This window comes from Paenibacillus sp. Cedars (assembly GCF_003184205.1).
Lineage (GTDB): Bacteria > Bacillota > Bacilli > Paenibacillales > Paenibacillaceae > Paenibacillus_AQ > Paenibacillus_AQ glucanolyticus.
Genome location: NZ_CP020866.1, coordinates 5490722 through 5508747 on the forward strand (window position 1 = coordinate 5490722; position 18026 = coordinate 5508747).

The 18026-nt window shown below is 49.0% G+C and carries 15 protein-coding genes; 7 read left to right on the top strand and 8 right to left on the bottom strand.

Annotation, left to right across the window (positions count from 1 at the left end; translation table 11 throughout):
- The first annotated feature begins 169 nt into the window (after window positions 1-169).
- From B9D94_RS26665 to B9D94_RS26675, 3 genes are all read left to right on the top strand, one after another.
- Window positions 170-703: an RNA polymerase sigma factor gene (locus tag B9D94_RS26665; protein ID WP_036636487.1), complete on the top strand. Its 534-nt coding sequence runs from the start codon at window positions 170-172 to the stop codon at window positions 701-703.
- Window positions 690-2339 carry a DUF4179 domain-containing protein gene (locus B9D94_RS26670; RefSeq protein WP_148248403.1) on the top strand — a complete coding sequence of 550 codons (1650 nt, stop codon included), beginning with the start codon at window positions 690-692 and terminating at the stop codon, window positions 2337-2339. Before B9D94_RS26665 ends, B9D94_RS26670 begins: the two co-directional genes overlap by 14 nt.
- 234 nt (window positions 2340-2573) lie before the next feature.
- Window positions 2574-3020 (top strand): carboxymuconolactone decarboxylase family protein, encoded by a 447-nt coding sequence (locus tag B9D94_RS26675; RefSeq protein ID WP_006207754.1) that lies wholly within the window; start codon window positions 2574-2576, stop codon window positions 3018-3020.
- Here the strand turns inward: B9D94_RS26675 and B9D94_RS26680 are convergent.
- Window positions 2989-3888, bottom strand: a complete 900-nt coding sequence (locus B9D94_RS26680) for a sigma-70 family RNA polymerase sigma factor (protein ID WP_036636483.1) — start codon at window positions 3886-3888, stop codon at window positions 2989-2991. The genes B9D94_RS26675 and B9D94_RS26680 overlap by 32 nt on opposite strands.
- Window positions 3889-4340: 452 nt before the next feature.
- On the opposite strand from B9D94_RS26680, the gene B9D94_RS26685 reads away from it, so the two are divergent.
- Both B9D94_RS26685 and B9D94_RS26690 read left to right on the top strand, forming a co-directional pair.
- Window positions 4341-5216, top strand: a complete 876-nt coding sequence (locus B9D94_RS26685; protein WP_148248404.1) for a GGDEF domain-containing protein — start codon at window positions 4341-4343, stop codon at window positions 5214-5216.
- A 174-nt stretch (window positions 5217-5390) separates the two neighbouring features.
- Window positions 5391-6686 (top strand): glycosyltransferase family 2 protein, encoded by a 1296-nt coding sequence (locus tag B9D94_RS26690; protein ID WP_006207750.1) that lies wholly within the window; start codon window positions 5391-5393, stop codon window positions 6684-6686.
- Between the two features lie 98 nt (window positions 6687-6784).
- On the opposite strand, the gene B9D94_RS26695 is transcribed toward B9D94_RS26690, so the two are convergent.
- The 3 genes from B9D94_RS26695 to B9D94_RS26705 all read right to left on the bottom strand — a co-directional run bounded on the left by B9D94_RS26695 (window position 6785) and on the right by B9D94_RS26705 (window position 8892).
- Complete coding sequence (locus B9D94_RS26695; protein ID WP_148248405.1) at window positions 6785-7867, bottom strand: DUF4179 domain-containing protein; 1083 nt, start codon at window positions 7865-7867, stop codon at window positions 6785-6787.
- Window positions 7864-8397 (bottom strand): sigma-70 family RNA polymerase sigma factor, encoded by a 534-nt coding sequence (locus tag B9D94_RS26700; RefSeq protein ID WP_083676908.1) that lies wholly within the window; start codon window positions 8395-8397, stop codon window positions 7864-7866. The genes B9D94_RS26695 and B9D94_RS26700 overlap by 4 nt, the downstream gene beginning before the upstream one ends.
- Window positions 8398-8664: 267 nt before the next feature.
- Entirely contained in the window at window positions 8665-8892 is a 228-nt protein-coding gene (locus tag B9D94_RS26705; RefSeq protein ID WP_006207747.1) for a DUF896 domain-containing protein, read from the bottom strand.
- 328 nt (window positions 8893-9220) lie between these two features.
- On the opposite strand from B9D94_RS26705, the gene B9D94_RS26710 reads away from it, so the two are divergent.
- Window positions 9221-10573, top strand: coding sequence for a sodium-dependent transporter (locus B9D94_RS26710; protein ID WP_148248406.1), 1353 nt, complete (start codon window positions 9221-9223; stop codon window positions 10571-10573).
- 162 nt (window positions 10574-10735) lie between these two features.
- Entirely contained in the window at window positions 10736-11983 is a 1248-nt protein-coding gene (locus B9D94_RS26715) for a glycosyltransferase family 2 protein (RefSeq protein ID WP_006207745.1), read from the top strand.
- Window positions 11984-12360: 377 nt separating this feature from the next.
- Here B9D94_RS26715 and B9D94_RS26720 read toward each other — a convergent pair whose 3' ends face one another.
- The 4 genes from B9D94_RS26720 to B9D94_RS26735 all read right to left on the bottom strand — a co-directional run bounded on the left by B9D94_RS26720 (window position 12361) and on the right by B9D94_RS26735 (window position 18015).
- On the bottom strand, window positions 12361-13014 hold the full coding sequence (locus B9D94_RS26720) for a response regulator (protein ID WP_063478371.1): 654 nt from the start codon (window positions 13012-13014) through the stop codon (window positions 12361-12363).
- Window positions 12993-13847 (bottom strand): sensor histidine kinase, encoded by an 855-nt coding sequence (locus B9D94_RS26725; protein WP_253806058.1) that lies wholly within the window; start codon window positions 13845-13847, stop codon window positions 12993-12995. Before B9D94_RS26725 ends, B9D94_RS26720 begins: the two co-directional genes overlap by 22 nt.
- Before the next feature lie 1070 nt (window positions 13848-14917).
- Window positions 14918-17149 (bottom strand): alpha-L-rhamnosidase-related protein, encoded by a 2232-nt coding sequence (locus B9D94_RS26730; protein WP_148248407.1) that lies wholly within the window; start codon window positions 17147-17149, stop codon window positions 14918-14920.
- 26 nt (window positions 17150-17175) lie between these two features.
- A complete protein-coding gene (locus B9D94_RS26735; protein ID WP_006207740.1) occupies window positions 17176-18015 on the bottom strand; it encodes a carbohydrate ABC transporter permease in 840 nt (279 codons plus the stop codon).
- Window positions 18016-18026 lie beyond the last annotated feature (11 nt).

Genomic DNA, 18026 nt, shown 5'->3' on the forward strand with positions numbered 1-18026 from the left:
ATCGGCTGATATCTAAAGAACATCTGATCCTCTTTTTTATAAGGGGGCAGGTGTTCTTTTTTGTTAGAATGAAATAATTCTGTATCCATAGAAGCAATTCAAAAAATATGAACCCTTTGCAACGGTCATTTGTTTATATAACATAACGCGAAGAAAGGAGTGCCTTGGATTGACGGAACGCGAGTTATTCGATGCTTATAACAAGGACGTGTACCGCACCTGCTACTACATGCTGCGGAACGCACAGGATGCGGAAGATCTCTGCCACGACGTGTTTGTCACCGTATTTCGTCAGGAATGGAGAAACGTTGAGCATACACGCGCCTGGATCATGCGTATCACGATGAACCACTGCCTGAATTTACTTAGAAGGAATCAGACACAGCGGGAAAAACAAAGCCAGGTTCAATGGCTTCACGAGCAGACCACCGCATCGGTTAAATCCGTAGACACCATCGTATTGGAAAAAGCGGCAACAGCCGAATGGGAGAAACTGCTGAATCAGCTTCCGGACAAGCTGATGGCCGTCATTACGCTCCGCTACATCGGCGAGCTGTCGATGACGGAAATCGCCGAAACCCTGAAGATTCCTGTAGGAACAGTTAAATCAAGGCTTCACAAAGCACTGAAAATCATGCGTAAAAAACTCGAACAAAATCACAGCATTTGGTTGAAGGGAGAGAAACAATATGGAACGCATTGAGAACAATCTGAAAGAACAAATGAAAGCAGAGAAGACCACGCCCTACCCGGATTTTGACCGGATGTGGAGCAGTATTCAACAGGATGAGCTGCGGGTCGCAGCCCGTGATGCGGCTGCACTTCGCCCTCGAAAGCGAAAGCAAATCGCCATCGTGGCAGGGATATCCGTTGCATTGATGGCTACGCCGGTATATGCAGCCCTGTCCTACGATTGGTCCAGCCTGCTCTCCTATCGAGCAGGTATCACAAACGCCCTGGAGCAGGGCCTTGGTCAGACGATTGAGCAATCCGTTACGAAGGATGGCGTAACCTTAACCGTGCACACGGCGTTTATCGATGACAACCGGACTTTCCTGCTCTACAGTCTGGACCCCGGATCATCACGGATGGGAGTGCAAGCAGGGTTTGATCATATCGGGATGAAGGATCACATGGGCAACCCCATTGAAGGTAATTATTCCCACCAGTGGAATGAGGAGCTTGGTGTATTCCAGGGTTATTTTGAGACCGATTGGGTTGCGGATGGGAAGACGGCTGACGTTGAATTTTCACTGGATAATATCCGCTTTACGGGTGACGGGATGCATTCCATCAGCTTCGACCCGAACAACCCCAATACGCAGGAGTTCCAGGTTCAGAAGGACGGTATTGGCAGTATGACCCTGCAGTCTTTCGATCAATCCGGTGGAAATATGCTCCTGAAATCAGCCATTACGTTCACGGATCCTGAGATGAGGCACCGAAGCTGGGTGCGGATTCAAGCCCTTAATGACAAGAACGAGCCTATTAAGGAAGCCGAGACCCCTGTCTTCGGGACACCTGGTGCTTCTGGAGAATACTTGAGTCAACAAATATTCAAGTCGAACTCCATACGTGCTCAGGGTGTCCAGTTCCAGCTGGCTTACGACCGCACGCTAGGAACCGCTGAAGGCACATGGAGCTTGAATTTGGCCCTGTCCAAAAAACAATTAGAAAACGGATCATTTAAGGAGACTCTGAATATCCCGCTGGATCAGGTGCCTGGCGGAACGAAGATTCATGAAATGATTGTCACGCCAACGCAAGTGCGATTGATCCTGACCCACAAAGAGAAGTATACCCGCGTTCCTTATATGGATTATCAGCTGGATGTTGGCGGGACACTGCTCAACGGAGGTATATGGTATAAGTCCGGTTCATCCAACCAAACGGAGCTGCGGTTTGAAATGACCGGACTGGATGCAGCCTCTCTTACTAAACAACCTGTGTCCTTGATCGCCAAGCACCGTGTCGACGAATTTGCCGGCGACAAGAATCCGATCAAACTGACCGGCATCTCAGCGGAACATCAAAGCTTGACCACCACTATCGCGGGGTATCCGATCACATGGACCTACTACATGAAGGAGAATCATCTCTATGTGGAATCCTTGAGCTCCGATCCGGCGTTTGGCGGTATCAATCAAACCTATTATTTGGATGGTAAAGACCGGAGCTATGGGATGCCGGCCATGATCGGTATGCTTGGCAATGAGAACAATAAACATATGGACGTGTATGAGAATTTCGATCAGACTGAGCTCGATATTTACATTTCGAACTACACAACCCACAATCGAAACGACGCGCTGCGCGTTCCACTTAAGGCTGGGCAATAACCTATATAGCACACGTTATCGATGAGAAAATAACAAGACAAAGAAACTCGCTTAGATGGACTTGAGCCGTGCCCCGCAACGGAAGGCGCTTCTGTGAAGAAGTGCTTTACCCACGGGGGCTCGTTCTCGACTCCAAAGGGGTTTCTTTTTTTTCTTATAATCCACGTCACAATCCTGCCCGGTGAACTGTCATATGGTTGAACATCAAATTTATACCGTAAAGGGGAACTGAACATGGAACTGCGAATGAATTACCGAACGGCCAATCCCGATGCCTTCAAGACGCTGCTAGCCCTTGAACAAGCCGTGCAAAAGAACGGGCTGGATCACAAACTGTACGAGATCATTAAACTCCGCGCATCCCAGATCAACGGCTGCTCCTTCTGTGCAGATATGCATTCCAAGGATCTGCTGGCCATGGGTGAGAGCGTGGATCGGCTGCTTCTGCTGCCGATGTGGCGAGAGGTTCCGATTTACTCCGAAGCGGAGCGTGCGGTCATCGAATTGACGGAATATGTGACCAAGCTGTCTGAGGCAGGGGTTCCCGCCGAGGTGTACGAACGTGTGCGGAAGCATTTTGACGAGAAGCAATACGTCGATTTAATTATGGCGATCACAACGATTAATGCCTGGAACCGGATCGGCGTTGCTACGGGCCTGTTCCCGGGCTGTTTTGATTAAAAAGCCGCAATTTGTCGGGATTGACCACCAGAAAAATCTGGCGGATCCGGGATAGGTCGGGCTCCCAATCGACTGTAAGCACCATGGAAACCCTGCCATTCCGTCTCAGCAGCAAACCGGGCTCTCCGTTGACGGAAACGGGTTCAAACCCCTCCCGGAATGAGCCCTTGGCGTACAATCCTTCGAAAAAAGCACATACCCGTTTCACACCCAATATCGGATTGAGGGCTGCCCGAGTCTTGCCGCCTCCATCCGAGAGCAGGGTAACCTCTTCTTTCAGCAATGAAAGCAGCGGCTTAAATTGGCCCATATCGGACGCTCGCAGGAACGCTTCAACGAAGCGTTCCTGCATTTCTGTCCGGGGTCCAGCGCCGGCTGGATCCTCGCGGGCAGGCCCCATCTTCTGCCGCGCCCGGCTGAAGGTCTTGCGGCAGCTTACCTCCGTCTTTCCCAGCATTTCCGCTATGACCTCATATTCGAGGCCCAACGTTTCCTTGGCGATATAAATGGCTCGCTCCAGCGGCGTTAATCGCTGAAGCAGCACAAGGTACGCATACCCAATATTCTCGCGGCGTTCCGCAGGATCGGCGCGTGTCAGCATATCATAGTCAGGCATCGGCTCCGGCAGCCAGGGACCTGTATACGTTTCGCGCTGCCGTCTGGAGGATTTCAGCAGATTGATACAGCGGTTGGTTGTCATTTTTGCCAAATAGGCCTTCTCGTTCACAATATCTCCCCGGTCCAGCCCCATAAAATGTGAAAAAACATCCTGCACGATGTCCTCCGCATCCGCTGCATTTCCCAGCATCCGGTAAGCAAGGCCAAACATCATCGGCTTGTACTGCGCATAGATCTGATCCAATAACATAAGGCACACCTTCTCACTCTGTATATTATGGCATGAACACCAATACTAACATGACAGATGAACGCCACGATCTGTGACATCTTGACGTTCTTCATCGGAGTAGTTTGGCTCACATGTGGATGCAAACCTTATCTGTAATTATCCGCCGCGATCGAGTGAACTCGAGATGATCTGCGAATAATTTCGCAGTCAGTCCCCTCTTTTTGCATACAGCGTCACCTTTTCTATATAGTATACGAATACTTAAACCCTACTCTATCCGTATTCCCTGATCCATGATAGGGGCCAGTTTGTCAGAGAGTTTCAAGGTCAGTGGAGGCAAGAGACCATTATCCAATATGTACATTGTGACAACCATCGATAAATCTATCGACATTTGGGTAATTTTTAAATAACATATGTGATGACTCATCACAGCGTACAGGTTTATGAGCTTAGAAAGTAGGTTAGATATGAAAAACTCCACCCCCTTACGCCGCGTTGAACTCGGATATTTCCTGCTGATTGCTCTTGCCATGGTCCAGCAACTGATGATTTACTGGAACATTTACGTAAACCAAACGTTTACTTTCACGGAATTCATGTTCAGCATTGGCACCCTTGCCGCCCTGTTGATCGGTTTTTTTCTTCCGGTAGGGGTTTCGACGGTTACGGTCTTTATGTTTCTTGTCACTTATTTTGTATGGCTATCCACCTTGGCACCCGTCAATGCACTCACGCTGTCCTGGATTCTGCTCCTGCCCGCCAATACCGCTGTTGCGATCCTCATCAAGCTGGCCCTTGTCCGAAGCCGGAGGTTTATTAAACGTCTGGAGCAATTAAGAAAAACCAACCCGGATATCGATATTGACACTTCCCTGGGAAGTAAAGATGCATTCGAGGACACACTAATGAAACAAGCCAATTTGGCCAATCGGTATTCGGATCAATACGGATTTTGCATCGTGATGTTCAAACTCGATTTTCTCCCCTTAACCAGGGAATCTGTCGGCTCACACCGCTTTGCCAAACTAATTATGGAGTTATCCCGCACCATTCAGAAGCAGATTCGCTACGAGGACTATAAATTCTCCATTGGTGAAGGGCGTTTTATCATCCTGTGCCCCCTCACCAAGCCAGAGTACCTCAAAAGCTTGATGGAACGCATCAAAATCGCCATGATGAACGTGCCCTTCCGCGATAAAAAAGGAATGTCGCTTAAGCTGGTGGTTCGCGCCGGTGGCCTCGTATTCCAGAAGGAACAATTCAGCAGGTACGAAAACATCGATGACATTATCTCCGCATTAGAACGAAATACGGAAACCGACCTGATCGGGGAGTATATTTAACCCGTGTACAACATGATTATAAGGAGGCCTACGATCCGATGGCGTACACCAGCTGGTTTATCCCTCTATGCATCGGGGTCAGTATTGTTTTCTTCATTTCCATCCTTCTTCTTACGGTGGCGACCTTAAGCTTCCGGTCAAAAATCAAACGAAAGTACGATCGGGGGAGGTTCAGTGACTGACTTTTTGCTGGTCATCTCGATCATCAGTATATGGGTTGCCGTTCTGGAATCCATCATTATTATGGCCGGCGCGATTCTGTTCATCCATAAACAAAGCCGTCAGAAGCTGGTCAACCCCAGCAATCTGGAGGATTTCCCAACTGTAACGGTTATGGTGCCCGCGCATAACGAGGAGCTGGTCATCCAAGCAACGGTCGAGCACATTCTGCAGATGAATTACCCTCATCACAAAATGCAGCTGATTGTCATTGCCGACAATTGCAAAGATCATACGGCCGAGCGCTTACGCGCATTAAAAGCCAATGAGCGCTACCGGGACCGCAACTTTATCATCTTGGAGAGAACCGGAACCGGCGGCAAGTCGGGGGCCTTGAACGATGCGCTCAAGCAGGCCACAGGCGAATGGATCTGTGTCTATGATGCGGATGCCGCGCCTGAGAAGAATGCGCTGCTGTTCCTGACGCAGAAGGCGATGGAGGAGCCTGAACGCTATGGTGCGGTCTTCGGACGCAACAAAGCCCGAAATCGCGGACAGAATTTTCTGTCCCGCTGCATCAATCTGGAGCTGGTTACCATTCAGCGCGTGCACCATACCGGTCTATGGCAGCTTTTTAAGCTGGGTACCATTCCAGGCACGAACTTTATCGTGAAGACTGGGCTGATCCGGGAAATCGGCGGATGGGACGAACATGCGATTACAGAGGATACCGCTATATCGTTCGAGATTCTGACACGAGGACAGCTGATTGCGCTGGCTCCGCAAGCTGAGGCTTATCAGCAGGAGCCCGAGGATCTGAAGGTCTACATGAAGCAGCGCGAACGCTGGGCCAAAGGAAACTACAGCGTGGTTACCGATAATATTCATCACCTGTTTGACCGGACAAGCTGGCGGATCAAGCTGCACGTGCTGTATTACGCGGCCAGCTACTTCTGGTTCATGATTGCCATCATCATCTCGGATATCATCTTCGTCGCAAACATCGTGTACCAGATCATCGCGCTGTTTAACCCGGCTGTGGTCTCTCCCTTCCGGTTTGAGGGGGACGTGTACATGTACCTGATCATTGCATGGGCGTTAATGTATTATATCTACGTCCTCCAGATCAACCTGGCGCTCGCCACGGACATTGGTCAGAGCAACACACGCAACTTCATTCTATCCTGCGTATCGTATTTCACCTACGCCCAGCTGTTTCTGGTTATATCCATCAAAGCCTTTGTCTCCATGATGAGGGACAAGATCACGGGCAGAGAGTCCAAATGGTATAAAACCGAGCGGTTTGGATGATTAGGCGTATGCTGATCATGAAGAAGAGCGAGTTAGTGGGGCATTCCCCTCCTGACTCGCTCTTTTTCCCGTGCATTTTAACTCCGTATTAGACATGTTTATTCTTCAACAGGCAGGTTGAATTCCAGTTCAGGTATATATGTTTTTTTATGCTCTGAACTATACACATAAGGTCTGACCGTGATGGATTTCGGTTTGGTTGGGAACGGTTCGTACATGAACGTGAATGTAAGATGGCTGCCGGAGCCGCTGCCCATGGCACCAAGGGATTTGGCTATTTCCCCCTTCTCGTTCATCACCTCATAATCAATATGTATGAAATCTTCCACTTTATATTGATCAGGAACAGATTCAATGAACTCCTTAAGATCCTGGCCTGGCTTACCCGTGATGCTAACTATCATTTGCATTGTGGCAGGGGTAATTTTAAAGCTCCTGATCTCCATATGGATATTGTCATGTATTTTAGGCTCCTCCGATTTAAGGACCGCACGATCCGCAGCGCTATTTTTGACCGGAATGCTGAATCTAAACGGCTCCGATACGCTGATGTCTCGAATAACGACCTCTAATGTGAACTCGTCGGGCAGTCCCTCTGGCGACAAGGTCACGATATCCGAATTCGGCGCGCCATCCCCTACTCCTGTAATGCTGTAACCGTAATTCCCCAGTTCCTCCCCATCCACGTAAAATTGGACCCCATTCACGTCCCCGCGCTGACTGGCCTTACTGCCTAATTGACCAAACGATTCATTCTTGCCATCGATGGTCTGCCGGGTCAATACCATTGAAATACGACTTCCGTCATACATCAATTCTGATATGCTTATCGTAATCCCATCATGGGCAACACTCTGTTGAACTTCCGTTATCATGCCCTGTCGGCTAGCTGTTTTTAACCCTTCATCCCCGTCATTCAGAAAAATGCTACCTAAAACCGGTATGTTTTTTAGAGCTTCGGCCATGACCGGGGAGATGAAACCCGATCCGATAATCAGTAACCCCGACACCGCCACAGCCACCAACAAACCAGTCCAATATCGCTTTTTTCGAACAGGAGGACTATTCTCTATAATCCGATAAGTATGGTCTAAACGCATACGGATCGTATCCGGCAACTGCTGAACTTCCCCTGCTTCATCCTTCGCCTGTTCAAGTTCGTGATTAAGGTCATGGTTCATACGTTAACCTCCCCTTCTTTATGATTGGTAAGCCATTCTGATAATGTAACCCGAGCCCGGTGGAGACGCGTCTTAACAGCACCTTCGTTCAAATCGAGCATTTCCGCAATTTGTCGTAAAGGTAAATCCCGAAAATAATGCAGGATAATGATGGTGCGAGACACCTCCTCCAGTCTGTACACGGCTTCGCGCAGATCGATCCTAACCTCCGGGTTCGGTGTATCATATTGGGCTTCATCCAGGTTTAACAAGGGAATCATGCTGCTTCTTCTTCGGATGATGGTGTTGCATTCATTGATCAGGATGCGAAACAGCCATGTTTTGAAGAAGGACGGTTGCCTTAAACTCGGGAGCGATTTATAAGCTTTCAATATGGCTTCCTGCATGGCATCTGCACAATCCTCATCGTGTCGGAGAATGGCCTTCGCTATGCTGTACATTTGCAATTCTAACGGTTTAATCAGATTAATAAATGCCTCATGATTTCCATTCTTGGCGAGTTTAATCTCTGAATCTTGCTCCAATTCCAAAGCATAACCTCCCTTCAGAGCATCTTCGTTAACCAGATTTATGTTGGATGATTTCAATGATTAGATGTCCGGGGCTTTCAAAAGGTTACACCCATACTGTATGTATTATATCGGAGCCACACCAAAAACTCCCGCAAGTTCAGTGAACCTGCGGGAGCTGTTATCTTAGGATATAAAAGTCTTTAAGGGGCTAAAAGTACGCAATAACACTTCGGATTGATAACTCACAGCCAGTAGTCCTTCTTTCAAAAAACCAGCTGCCGCAGTTCAATTATCTTTTAACTGCTTCTGCTTATCACGAAGCTTCTCGGGCGTTACATCGTTTCCGGCGGGATCCACGATGCTTAATCCCGAGAAGGTGCTGAGTACTTGTCCGCGAATTTCAAGCAAATATTCTTGGCGCAGGACCTGTTGCTCGTCTTTTTCCGCTGACGTGAGTGTGCCTTCCCGCTGTTTTTGGGCCAATTGATTAATCCGGGTTAAGCTTTGAATCATGAATATCGCCTCTTTTCCGTTGAATTCATTTCGTATTTTATCTTAATATAAAGATATAATATTTTAAGGAATTTGTCAATACTTTCCCCCTTTCCCACTCCCACTTCATAGTCGCCCGATTCCTTGATCCACAGCGCTGTGCTGGCTCAAACTTTATATTTCGGGTTTATTCATTTGCCATTCGTGGTTAATGTTAGTAGTGAAAACTTGGTTTTCGCAGCATACTAACAAACAGGTCCTTTATCCCTTAGGAAAAATTACTTATTCCTTTCTGATGAACTTGCAATATAATAGAAGAACTTAACTCTAAACTACTGGGGGACCGTCTATGAAGTCTACGCAAAACATCCCGGCAACGGGGAAAAACGACCGTTTTTCTTCAGCTGGTTTTATTCTGGCCGCGATCGGGAGCTCTGTCGGTCTCGGTAACATGTGGAAGTTCCCCTATATTACGGGCGAAAATGGCGGGGCAGCTTTCTTCCTGCTCTTCATCATCTGTCTCATCGTCGTTGGTTTGCCTGTTCTGCTGGCAGAGCTCGCCATCGGACGAGCCGGACGGGGAAGTGCAGCCACTTCCTTCGTGAAAGCCGGCGGTCCCAAAGCTTTCGGGCGTCTGGGACTGCTCCAGGTTATTGCTCCGTTTCTCATTCTGACTTTCTACGTTATCGTGGCTGGCTGGACGCTTCATTACGCAGTGATGTCCTTTAGCGGCAGCCTGTACAACAATACGGACTTCGGTGGTCAGTTCAGCACATTTACGGAGGGCTACATGCCGATTGTATGGCAGGTGGTTGCTATTGCAATCACAGCATGGGTCGTGGCAAAAGGCATCTCCGGAGGCATTGAGAAATTCAACAAGGTGCTGATCCCAGGCCTGATCATTCTGCTGGTTGTGTTGATGATTCGGGCGGTGACCTTGCCGGGAGCCGGGGAAGGCGTATCCTTCTTCCTGAATCCTGACTTCTCGAAGCTGAGTCCGGAAGCGGCACTGGTCGCGTTAGGACATGCCTTCTTCTCGCTATCGCTGGGTATGGGAATTCTACTGACGTATGGAGCTTACGTGGATAAGCGGCAATCGCTAGGTCCGGCAACCCTTGCCATCGGTGCAGGTGACCTGATCTATGCGTTTATTGCGGGTCTCATTATTTTCCCGACTACCGCTTCCTTCGGTATCGAGCCGGATTCCGGACCTTCGCTTGTCTTTATTGCACTGCCGGCTGCCTTCTCGGCCATGCCATTGGGTGCTTTTTTCGGAGGGTTATTCTTTGTCCTTCTAGCTATTGCCGCACTGACCTCCTCTGTATCCCTGCTGGAGGTGCCTACCTCTTACGTCATGGACCGCTGGGGTTGGGGACGGACCAAATCCGTCATGATCATCGGTGCGTTGGTTATGCTGGTTGGTCTTCCCTCCGCGCTATCATTCGGCATCTTGCCAGGACTAACCAATATAGGCGGCAAAAGCTTCTTTGATTGGCTGAATTTCATCACAGCTAATATCCTGCTTCCTGTCGGGGGACTAATTACGACGATCTTCGCGGGTTATTTCTGGAAGAGGGCTGCCGATGCCGCTGGTCTGAAGGCTGGCTGGTTCCGGGTATGGCTGTTCATGCTCCGTTATATTGCGCCAGTGCTTGTACTTCTGGTGCTGCTCCATACAACGGGTCTTATCAAGTTTGAATAGGTTGACCACAAGGCAATCTCTTAGCCTCTTGCGGGCGAACGAGGTTGCCTTTTTTATTCCCTTGCCCCAGGTTTACGAATTGAGAGTGTTCTGAAAACGACATTATCGATATCAACTTGATGGGTATCAGAAAATTCCAGTAAAAAAAAGGTGGAGCAAATCATGAATTTTGAGTATGTATTTGGTGTTGGATTAACCTTAATTCAGTACCTCCTGCTGTTCTTCTGGGCCTATTGGATGCTTATCAGTCTCTTTGGCTTTGGCAAACCGAAGAGACTGAAAGAACATGAGCCTGAGAAACGATTCCTTCTTTTGGTTCCAGCGCACAACGAAGAAGCGGTAATTGGACACCTGGTAGAGAATCTTCACAACATGGATTACCCGAGGGATCTCTATGAAGTGTGTGTTATTGCTGATGGATGCAAGGATAGAACAAGTGAAATCGCTAGAAAACTCGGTGCAACCGTTATTGAACATACATACCTGCCAGGAGAGCAAAAGGGAAAACCATATGGAATCAAATATGCGATTGAGCAGTATGGAGATCGGTTAATCCATGAGTTTGACGGTATCGCTTTCTTTGATGCTGACAACCTCGTTTCGTTAAACTATTTAAGGGAAATGAATAACCACTTGTTGAACGGGGATAAATTAATACAATGTTACCTGGATTCCAAGAATCCGAATGACAACTGGGTGACCATAGGCTACTCCGTAAGCTACATTTTCATGAACCGCTCCTGGCAGCTTGCCAAGTCCCGGTTAGGCTTAGGAAATGCCATCGGCGGAACGGGGTTCTGCGTAGATACGACCCTATTCCAAACGATCGGCTGGACTGCTCGTTCCTTAACGGAGGATCTTGAGTTTACGATGCAGTGCTTGCTTGAAGGCGTACCCGCTAGGTGGTGTCATTTTGCACGCGTGTACGATGAGAAGCCGGAGAGTTTCAGATCCTCCTGCATTCAACGTCTCCGTTGGGCAAGAGGGCACTGGGATGTCTGCTTCAAATACGCTCACAGATTAATGTGGCGATTCGTCACCAGACTGGACTTTAAAGCCTTTGATGGTTTGATGTACCTGATTAATCCTGGAAAAATTGTATTAAGTGCAACCACAAGTCTGCTTGTGTTCATATCTATGGCTACCGACTTATTAGATGCTCATCATTTGATTCCTTGGCAAGTATGGGTGATATGCTTGTTGTTCCAATTCATTTACGTAGGATACGCTCAGTTCCTCGATTCCAAGAATAAAGTCGGCATTTTCCGAAGCTATGTGTACCTGTACTTCTTCAATCTGACTTATGTACCGCTATTTCTTTGGTCACTCATCACCATGAAGAACGTCAACTGGAATCCAACAAAGCATACAAGAGCCCTTCAGTTGAGCGAGATTGAAGTGGATCAATAGCAATGTACATAGTGGATGAATATCACCAAAGCCGCAGGGAGCCTAGGCTCCCTGCGGCTTGCATTTCATCAGACCCATGACAAAGACTAGCAAACCAGGCTTTTAGCTCCAATACGCTAAGCGTGTGTTTCTCCTTTTTAAGCTGCTGAAACTACTATATATTTCGGACATTCCGCCAGCAATCGCTATTTCCCGAGAAATAATGACAAGCGCTCAGACCAATCTAAATTTATTATAAAATTAATTTTCATATTGAATGATAACTTACTAACATTTCCAGGATGAAGTAAAGAAACTATCGCCAAAAAAACCCGACACACTCTCAAATTGAAAGTCCATCGGGCTACCATTTACCATTATTCATCACCACTCGATTATTACAGCATCGCTTGCAGCCGGACGATCGCCTGTGCCCGATCCACCACTTCCAATTTGCTGTAGAGATTACTAATATAATTACGGGCAGTACCTTCGGCGATGTGCAGCATATCTGCGATTTCCCGGTTGTTCAGCCCCTGGACCATCAGTCTTGCCAATCCCTCTTCCCTTTCGGTCAATCGGATTCGATCCAGCCGGTTTCTCCGCATCACAGGATGGCCCTCCGTCATTTTGCTCATCCTTGCCGCCAATTTGGCTGCAACCGGAGCAGGAAGGATAAATTGGCCCGCGACCGTATCACGGATCGAGGCAATCATTTTATCTGCATCCATATCCTTCAACATATAACCGTTCGCTCCATGCGCCATTCCTTCTACAATGTAATCCGTCTCAATAAACGTAGTCAGAATGAGAATATAAATATCCGGATGGCTCTGCTTAATGTGCTTCAGGGCTTGAATGCCGTCCATGACGGGCATTTGAATATCGAGCAGCACGAGCCTGGGACGGAGTGTCTCCACCATTTCGCAAGCTTCTTCTCCGTTCTTGGCTGCACCGACCACCTCCATGTCATCTTCCAGATCCAGAATCGTCCGAAGGCCTTCCCGTGTTAACAGCTGGTCATCAGCAACTACAATCGTGATTTTTTCCATTCCTTTTCCCCAATCCATTGCATTTGGTAAGGCAAATCAATCCGCAGCATACAACCCTGTCCAGGTCTGGAATCGACCGACAAGCTGCCTCCCAGTTGTTCAACACGTTCTCTCATCGCTTTCAGTCCAAAACCCATCACAATCATGCGAGCTCCAATGCCATAATCCTGAAGCCTGAACTCCAGCCTATCTCCCACAGGCATCATGCTAAAATGAAATTCCTTGCTTCCCCCATGACGGATTCCGTTAGTCAAGCCCTCCTGCAGCGCATGATAGATCGTCTTCTTGTAAGCCGTGGATAGCCACTCGGGCAGATCGTGGATAGCCGCATGAATGATGACGCCCGTATTTCGCTCCGTGTCCCGGATCAGCTCGTGGAGCATGTTGGCAAGGTCTGCATACTTGTCCTCCTTCAACATGTGCACGGAGCCCCGTATTTCATTCAGGCTGTGCCGAACCAGATCCTGTGCCTCATTCAGCCGCTGAACACCGCCCTGCATGTCCTTATAGAGCAGCCTCTTTCCGGCTTCAATCTGCAGAATCGTCGACGTAAGCGTGTGCCCAACAATATCATGAATTTCTTGAGCAATGCGATTCCGCTCCTCATAGACAGAGGCCTCTGCCAATGCAGCGGATGTTTCCCGCATCGAGCGCTCCAGGCTTCGCGTTCTCTCCTCCACTTGCTGCTCCAGATTCTCCTTCAAATATTGGATTCCGGTATATAACTTAGCATTAGCAATCGAGATGGCGCATTGCGAGCCCAGCAGCTTCAGTACATCCAGCCGCTGTGGTGTAAATACGCTTCGTGACAGCTTGTTCTCCAAGTAGAGCATGCTGATCGACTTGCTGCTCTATATCAGATGCAGCACTTCCCTGCACTATGAAATCAAAAGATTCATCCCGTAATGGACAAAACGAATGGTGAAAACAGACCTCCTGTCAGAAGGTCTGTTTTCATGGCCTTGCATATTACTGCCAGGCATACCTTCCATTAGTTCCCCCATCTTCCGAAACAAACACCTCTTTCTATGTATTAATGATGTTTTTCATCGCTGTACCGAACACATATCATTTAATATAATGGAAGGGTCGTTCGACAAATAGTGAGTGCTGTCATCAAATTGTCATGTGACATTGATCCGTTTTTGGCGTGATGTAAGGTGTTTACCAAGTATTCGTGCCGCATCGTGCAGATTACTCAGGGTCAGGGGAAGTGCTTTCGGGTTTCTTCTTCTCTTGAGGAGCTTCTTCCAGTTTGAATTTATGGATGTCAATTCCTAGCTGAATACAAACGTCTTCTATTTTCAGATTAATAGTCATACATCACCCCAATGTACTCGCTATGACCTTACTTGTTATCCATCGATTGAAATCATGTTTCGTATCCAAAGCTAGGCGCCTTATGTCTCCTAAATATAATGCAAGGTCCGGTGACACCAATAGTGTGCGTTGTCATCAATATTGTCATATGACATCCACCTCGATTTGGTTAATAAGGAAATAAATGCAATAAAAGAACACTGATTATATTGCTCTTTTATTTATTTTCCACGTCATATTTCCAGTACGGCACCCGCTTTAGTCAGCATCATGCCGCTCGTTGCCAGCAATGAGTGAATTCCAGTTCCTAGTCAATCCCTCCCTCACCCAGCCGGTTCATCCCGTCCCACACAAACCCCGAATCTGAGTGTTGTCCCGAACCATGTCTGTTAGTCTTTGAATCGCCTCTATAAGTTCTGTAGTTGGAAATAACGAGTTATCACAGATTTCGGAGAGGACTTTTCATTTGAGGGGAACGAAAAAGATCCCTCATCCGTTTTACACGGTATAAGGGATCCCTTCTATAATGTGTATCTGCATCCATCCGGGCAAAACCGCCCATGGACGGACATTCTATGGTCACTTACGCCTGAACCTCTGCTGCTTCCACTGCCCAGTTGATAAATGTTTCTGTGCTCTCAAGGCGTTGACCGTCCAGCTCAACGACAATGTTCCAGCCCTGAGGATTGCGAACGGTCACGATCCGTCCAGCTCCCGCTTGCTGCGGTGCAATAGAGATATCCAGCTCGGCTTCACCTATCTTGAGATTGCTCAAGCTGCACTCACGATCCGACCACGAGGTTGGAAGCTGAGGCTTGATATGGACCGTCTTCGCATGCGCACTTGGCGTCACGCCGAAGAAGTGGCGGATAACCGGAACCGTGAGGGCATACAGCGTCCATGCCTGTACCACGCAGCCGTAATCCGGGGACATCTCGGAAAAAGAGCCCGGGAGCACTTTCGAGAAGGACCCCAGCATTCTGCGCAGCAGTGCCAGCGCCTCGTCCGGATGGCCGTTGGCCGCTTCCGCTACCGCATGAACACCCGTCGAGATCGTCATGGTGCCTTGCTTATAGATCCCTGCAAGATAGGTGCCGTACTCTCCAATGAAGATGTCGGAACGCATAGTTTCAAGCGCCCGCTCGGCCTTCTCCGGATCGGCGATTCGGGTCTCCATCGGCGTCACGATGACCCAGTTCTTGTTAAGCAGCCATCCACGGTCAGCCTTCGCATCTTTGGCTTCCGTTAACATCTTCTCCAGGTACTCGCGATATCCCTGAATCCCTTCCTTCTCCGCCAGGGAAACCATATAATCGACCTTCGGTTCTATATCGCTTCTCGAAGCAACCGCATCTGCGTACAAACCTTCCGACTCGCACCAGTACACTTCGTTAATGGCGCGTACTGCCCGGTCTGCAAGCTCATTATACTTCTTCGCGTTCTCTTCCTCGCCCAGATACCTGCTCATGTCCACCATGGCCTGCAGAGCCTGCGCGGTATACACCGCACTGTCGATCAGTTCCATGTTAAGGCCTGCAATCTCAATGATGCCATAACCCGAAGGGAACAGGTCCCCGTCCGGATCCATTTCTTGCAGAAGCCAATCGATACCCTTCACGCAATAGCGGTAATGGCGCTGCAGCAGCTCTTCATCTCCCGTCCAGCGGAACAGCTCCCATACAAAAGCGATATAATGAGCCGTCTCCTGGGTATTCCCCGGGTTCGATACGGCGCCCATGGTCGTGATCTCATGCACGATTCTGCCGTTGCCGTTGGCTTCCTCCGATTTTTGCAGCAGAAGATTCAGCGTATCCTTCGCCAGCTGTGCATCCCCGATAGCAAGCACGCCTTGAAGGGAGTACGTATTGTCGCATCCAAACCACCACGGATAGGTAGGTCCCCCGGCAGTTAAGCCGCGTCCAATTCCATCCACCTTCTGCACCAGCCACTGATTGTTCCACTTGGCCCATTTAAAGGCTTCATTCAGCAGATCCTCACCGGCGATTTCCAGCTTCGCGCGGTTCTCCACTACTTCATACAGTGCCTTCTTCTCCTGAAGAAGCTCCTCATGCGAAGAGACAAGCTTGTTATATACCGCTGCACTCTCCTCCTGAGATTCGTAGGAGCCGGCAACAAACAAACGGAATTGCAGTGTCTCCTTCTCCTGAAGCTCGATCACTCCGCTCCGGAAGACGACACCCGTCCCGTTTCCGGCCGTAAACTCCGGCCCGTACACGGAGGCTCCCGTCTCTACCTCGGTCCCCGGTAAATCCGTACCGATCTGGACATACCAGTCATGGGCGCTGTCCTTCACCGCAACGGTTCGTTCGGAAGACAGGATGACTTCATCCTGTTCGCCGTCTATAATGCCGATTTCATCGGAGAACCAAACGGGACGAAGATCGGTACGAGCCAGCAGCTCCAGCTTCAGCCGCGTGGTTCCTTTTCCATAGGACAGCAGCTGGTAATCGGCCACCATTCCTTTTTCCAGCTCAGGGGCGAACTGAACACGCTCCAGCCGGACCGGAATATGGCCAAGGCCATGATCGTATTGGAACCGGCTGCCCCAAGGCTCACTCATGAAGCTGTCCGAGCGGGACCAAACCGAAATGTTGCGGTCGATATCCGTGATTCTCAGCCAGAAGCCGTCCAGCAGCTTGATCGGGTGAAGCCATACACCGCCCATCTCGTTAGCGACATGGTGTCCGAAATCCGGGAAATAGCCATCCTGGGTTCCGCAGATTTTCATATACTCACCGGCGTTATAGTATAGATTGAAGGGGTGTCTGCTATTTAATCCTGATGTACCCTGCATGTCAGCCTCCTATGGCATCCATCCGGTCAACCTTTAATCGCTGAGGAGATGGATATGCCTTCGATGAAATATTTTTGTGCCAGGAAAAATACGATTAATGCCGGCAGCATAATCAGAATCGTAGCCGCCATCAGCATGTTCCATTCGACGTTATACAATCCCTTAAACATGGAAAGACCCAGTGCCAGCGTATATTTATCACTGGAGTTCAGATAGATGAGCGGTCCCTGAAAATCATTCCAGACGCCCATGAAGGTAAAGATCGATACGGCAATCAGCGGTGCCACCGACAGCGGCAGAACGATCCGGGTAAAGATCTGGAACCGGTTGGCTCCATCCACAAAGGCGGACTCGTCCAGGTCCCGGGGAATGCCGCGCATGAACTGGCGGATCAGGAATATATTAAAGGCTCCGCCGCCAAAAAACGCAGGAATGATCAGCGGCAGGAAGGTATCCACCCAACCGATCTCCTTAAACATAATGAACATCGGAATCATCGTAACCTGGGAAGGCAGCATCATCGTTGCCAGCAGAACCAGGAACAGCGTTCGTTTGCCTTTGAAGTTAAATCTTGCGAATCCGTAAGCACAGATGGCCGAAGATAATACGGTTCCGATTAAGACCGGAATCAGAATCATGACGGTGTTGCCCAGGAACTTGAAGAATGGTACGGCCTGCACGGCATCCCGGTAGTTGGTCCAATGCCACACGGTCGGGAAGAAGTTATCTTTGAACACCTCGGCCGGTGATTTCAGTGAGGTGAAGAAGGTCCACAGTAACGGCACAATGACGATAAGAGCCCCGGTAATGAGCGCCAGCATGGACAGGATATGCGGCAGGCTGATACGCTTGGCAGATTGATTCATGAATGACGCCT

Excerpts from the sequence above, each read along its gene's own strand:
- B9D94_RS26680 (WP_036636483.1), bottom strand. The coding sequence starts at position 3,888 with ATGTTATTGGATCAGATCTATGCGCAGTACAAGCCGATGATGTTTGGC.
- B9D94_RS26705 (WP_006207747.1), bottom strand. The coding sequence starts at position 8,892 with ATGATTCAAAGCTTAACCCGGATTAATCAATTGGCCCAAAAACAGCGG.
- B9D94_RS26735 (WP_006207740.1), bottom strand. The coding sequence starts at position 18,015 with ATGAATCAATCTGCCAAGCGTATCAGCCTGCCGCATATCCTGTCCATG.
- B9D94_RS26695 (WP_148248405.1), bottom strand. The coding sequence starts at position 7,867 with ATGAACCATGACCTTAATCACGAACTTGAACAGGCGAAGGATGAAGCA.
- B9D94_RS26730 (WP_148248407.1), bottom strand. The coding sequence starts at position 17,149 with ATGCAGGGTACATCAGGATTAAATAGCAGACACCCCTTCAATCTATAC.
- B9D94_RS26720 (WP_063478371.1), bottom strand. The coding sequence starts at position 13,014 with ATGGAAAAAATCACGATTGTAGTTGCTGATGACCAGCTGTTAACACGG.
- B9D94_RS26710 (WP_148248406.1), top strand. The coding sequence starts at position 9,221 with ATGAAGTCTACGCAAAACATCCCGGCAACGGGGAAAAACGACCGTTTT.
- B9D94_RS26715 (WP_006207745.1), top strand. The coding sequence starts at position 10,736 with ATGAATTTTGAGTATGTATTTGGTGTTGGATTAACCTTAATTCAGTAC.
- B9D94_RS26725 (WP_253806058.1), bottom strand. The coding sequence starts at position 13,847 with ATGCTCTACTTGGAGAACAAGCTGTCACGAAGCGTATTTACACCACAG.
- B9D94_RS26670 (WP_148248403.1), top strand. The coding sequence starts at position 690 with ATGGAACGCATTGAGAACAATCTGAAAGAACAAATGAAAGCAGAGAAG.
- B9D94_RS26675 (WP_006207754.1), top strand. The coding sequence starts at position 2,574 with ATGGAACTGCGAATGAATTACCGAACGGCCAATCCCGATGCCTTCAAG.
- B9D94_RS26685 (WP_148248404.1), top strand. The coding sequence starts at position 4,341 with ATGAAAAACTCCACCCCCTTACGCCGCGTTGAACTCGGATATTTCCTG.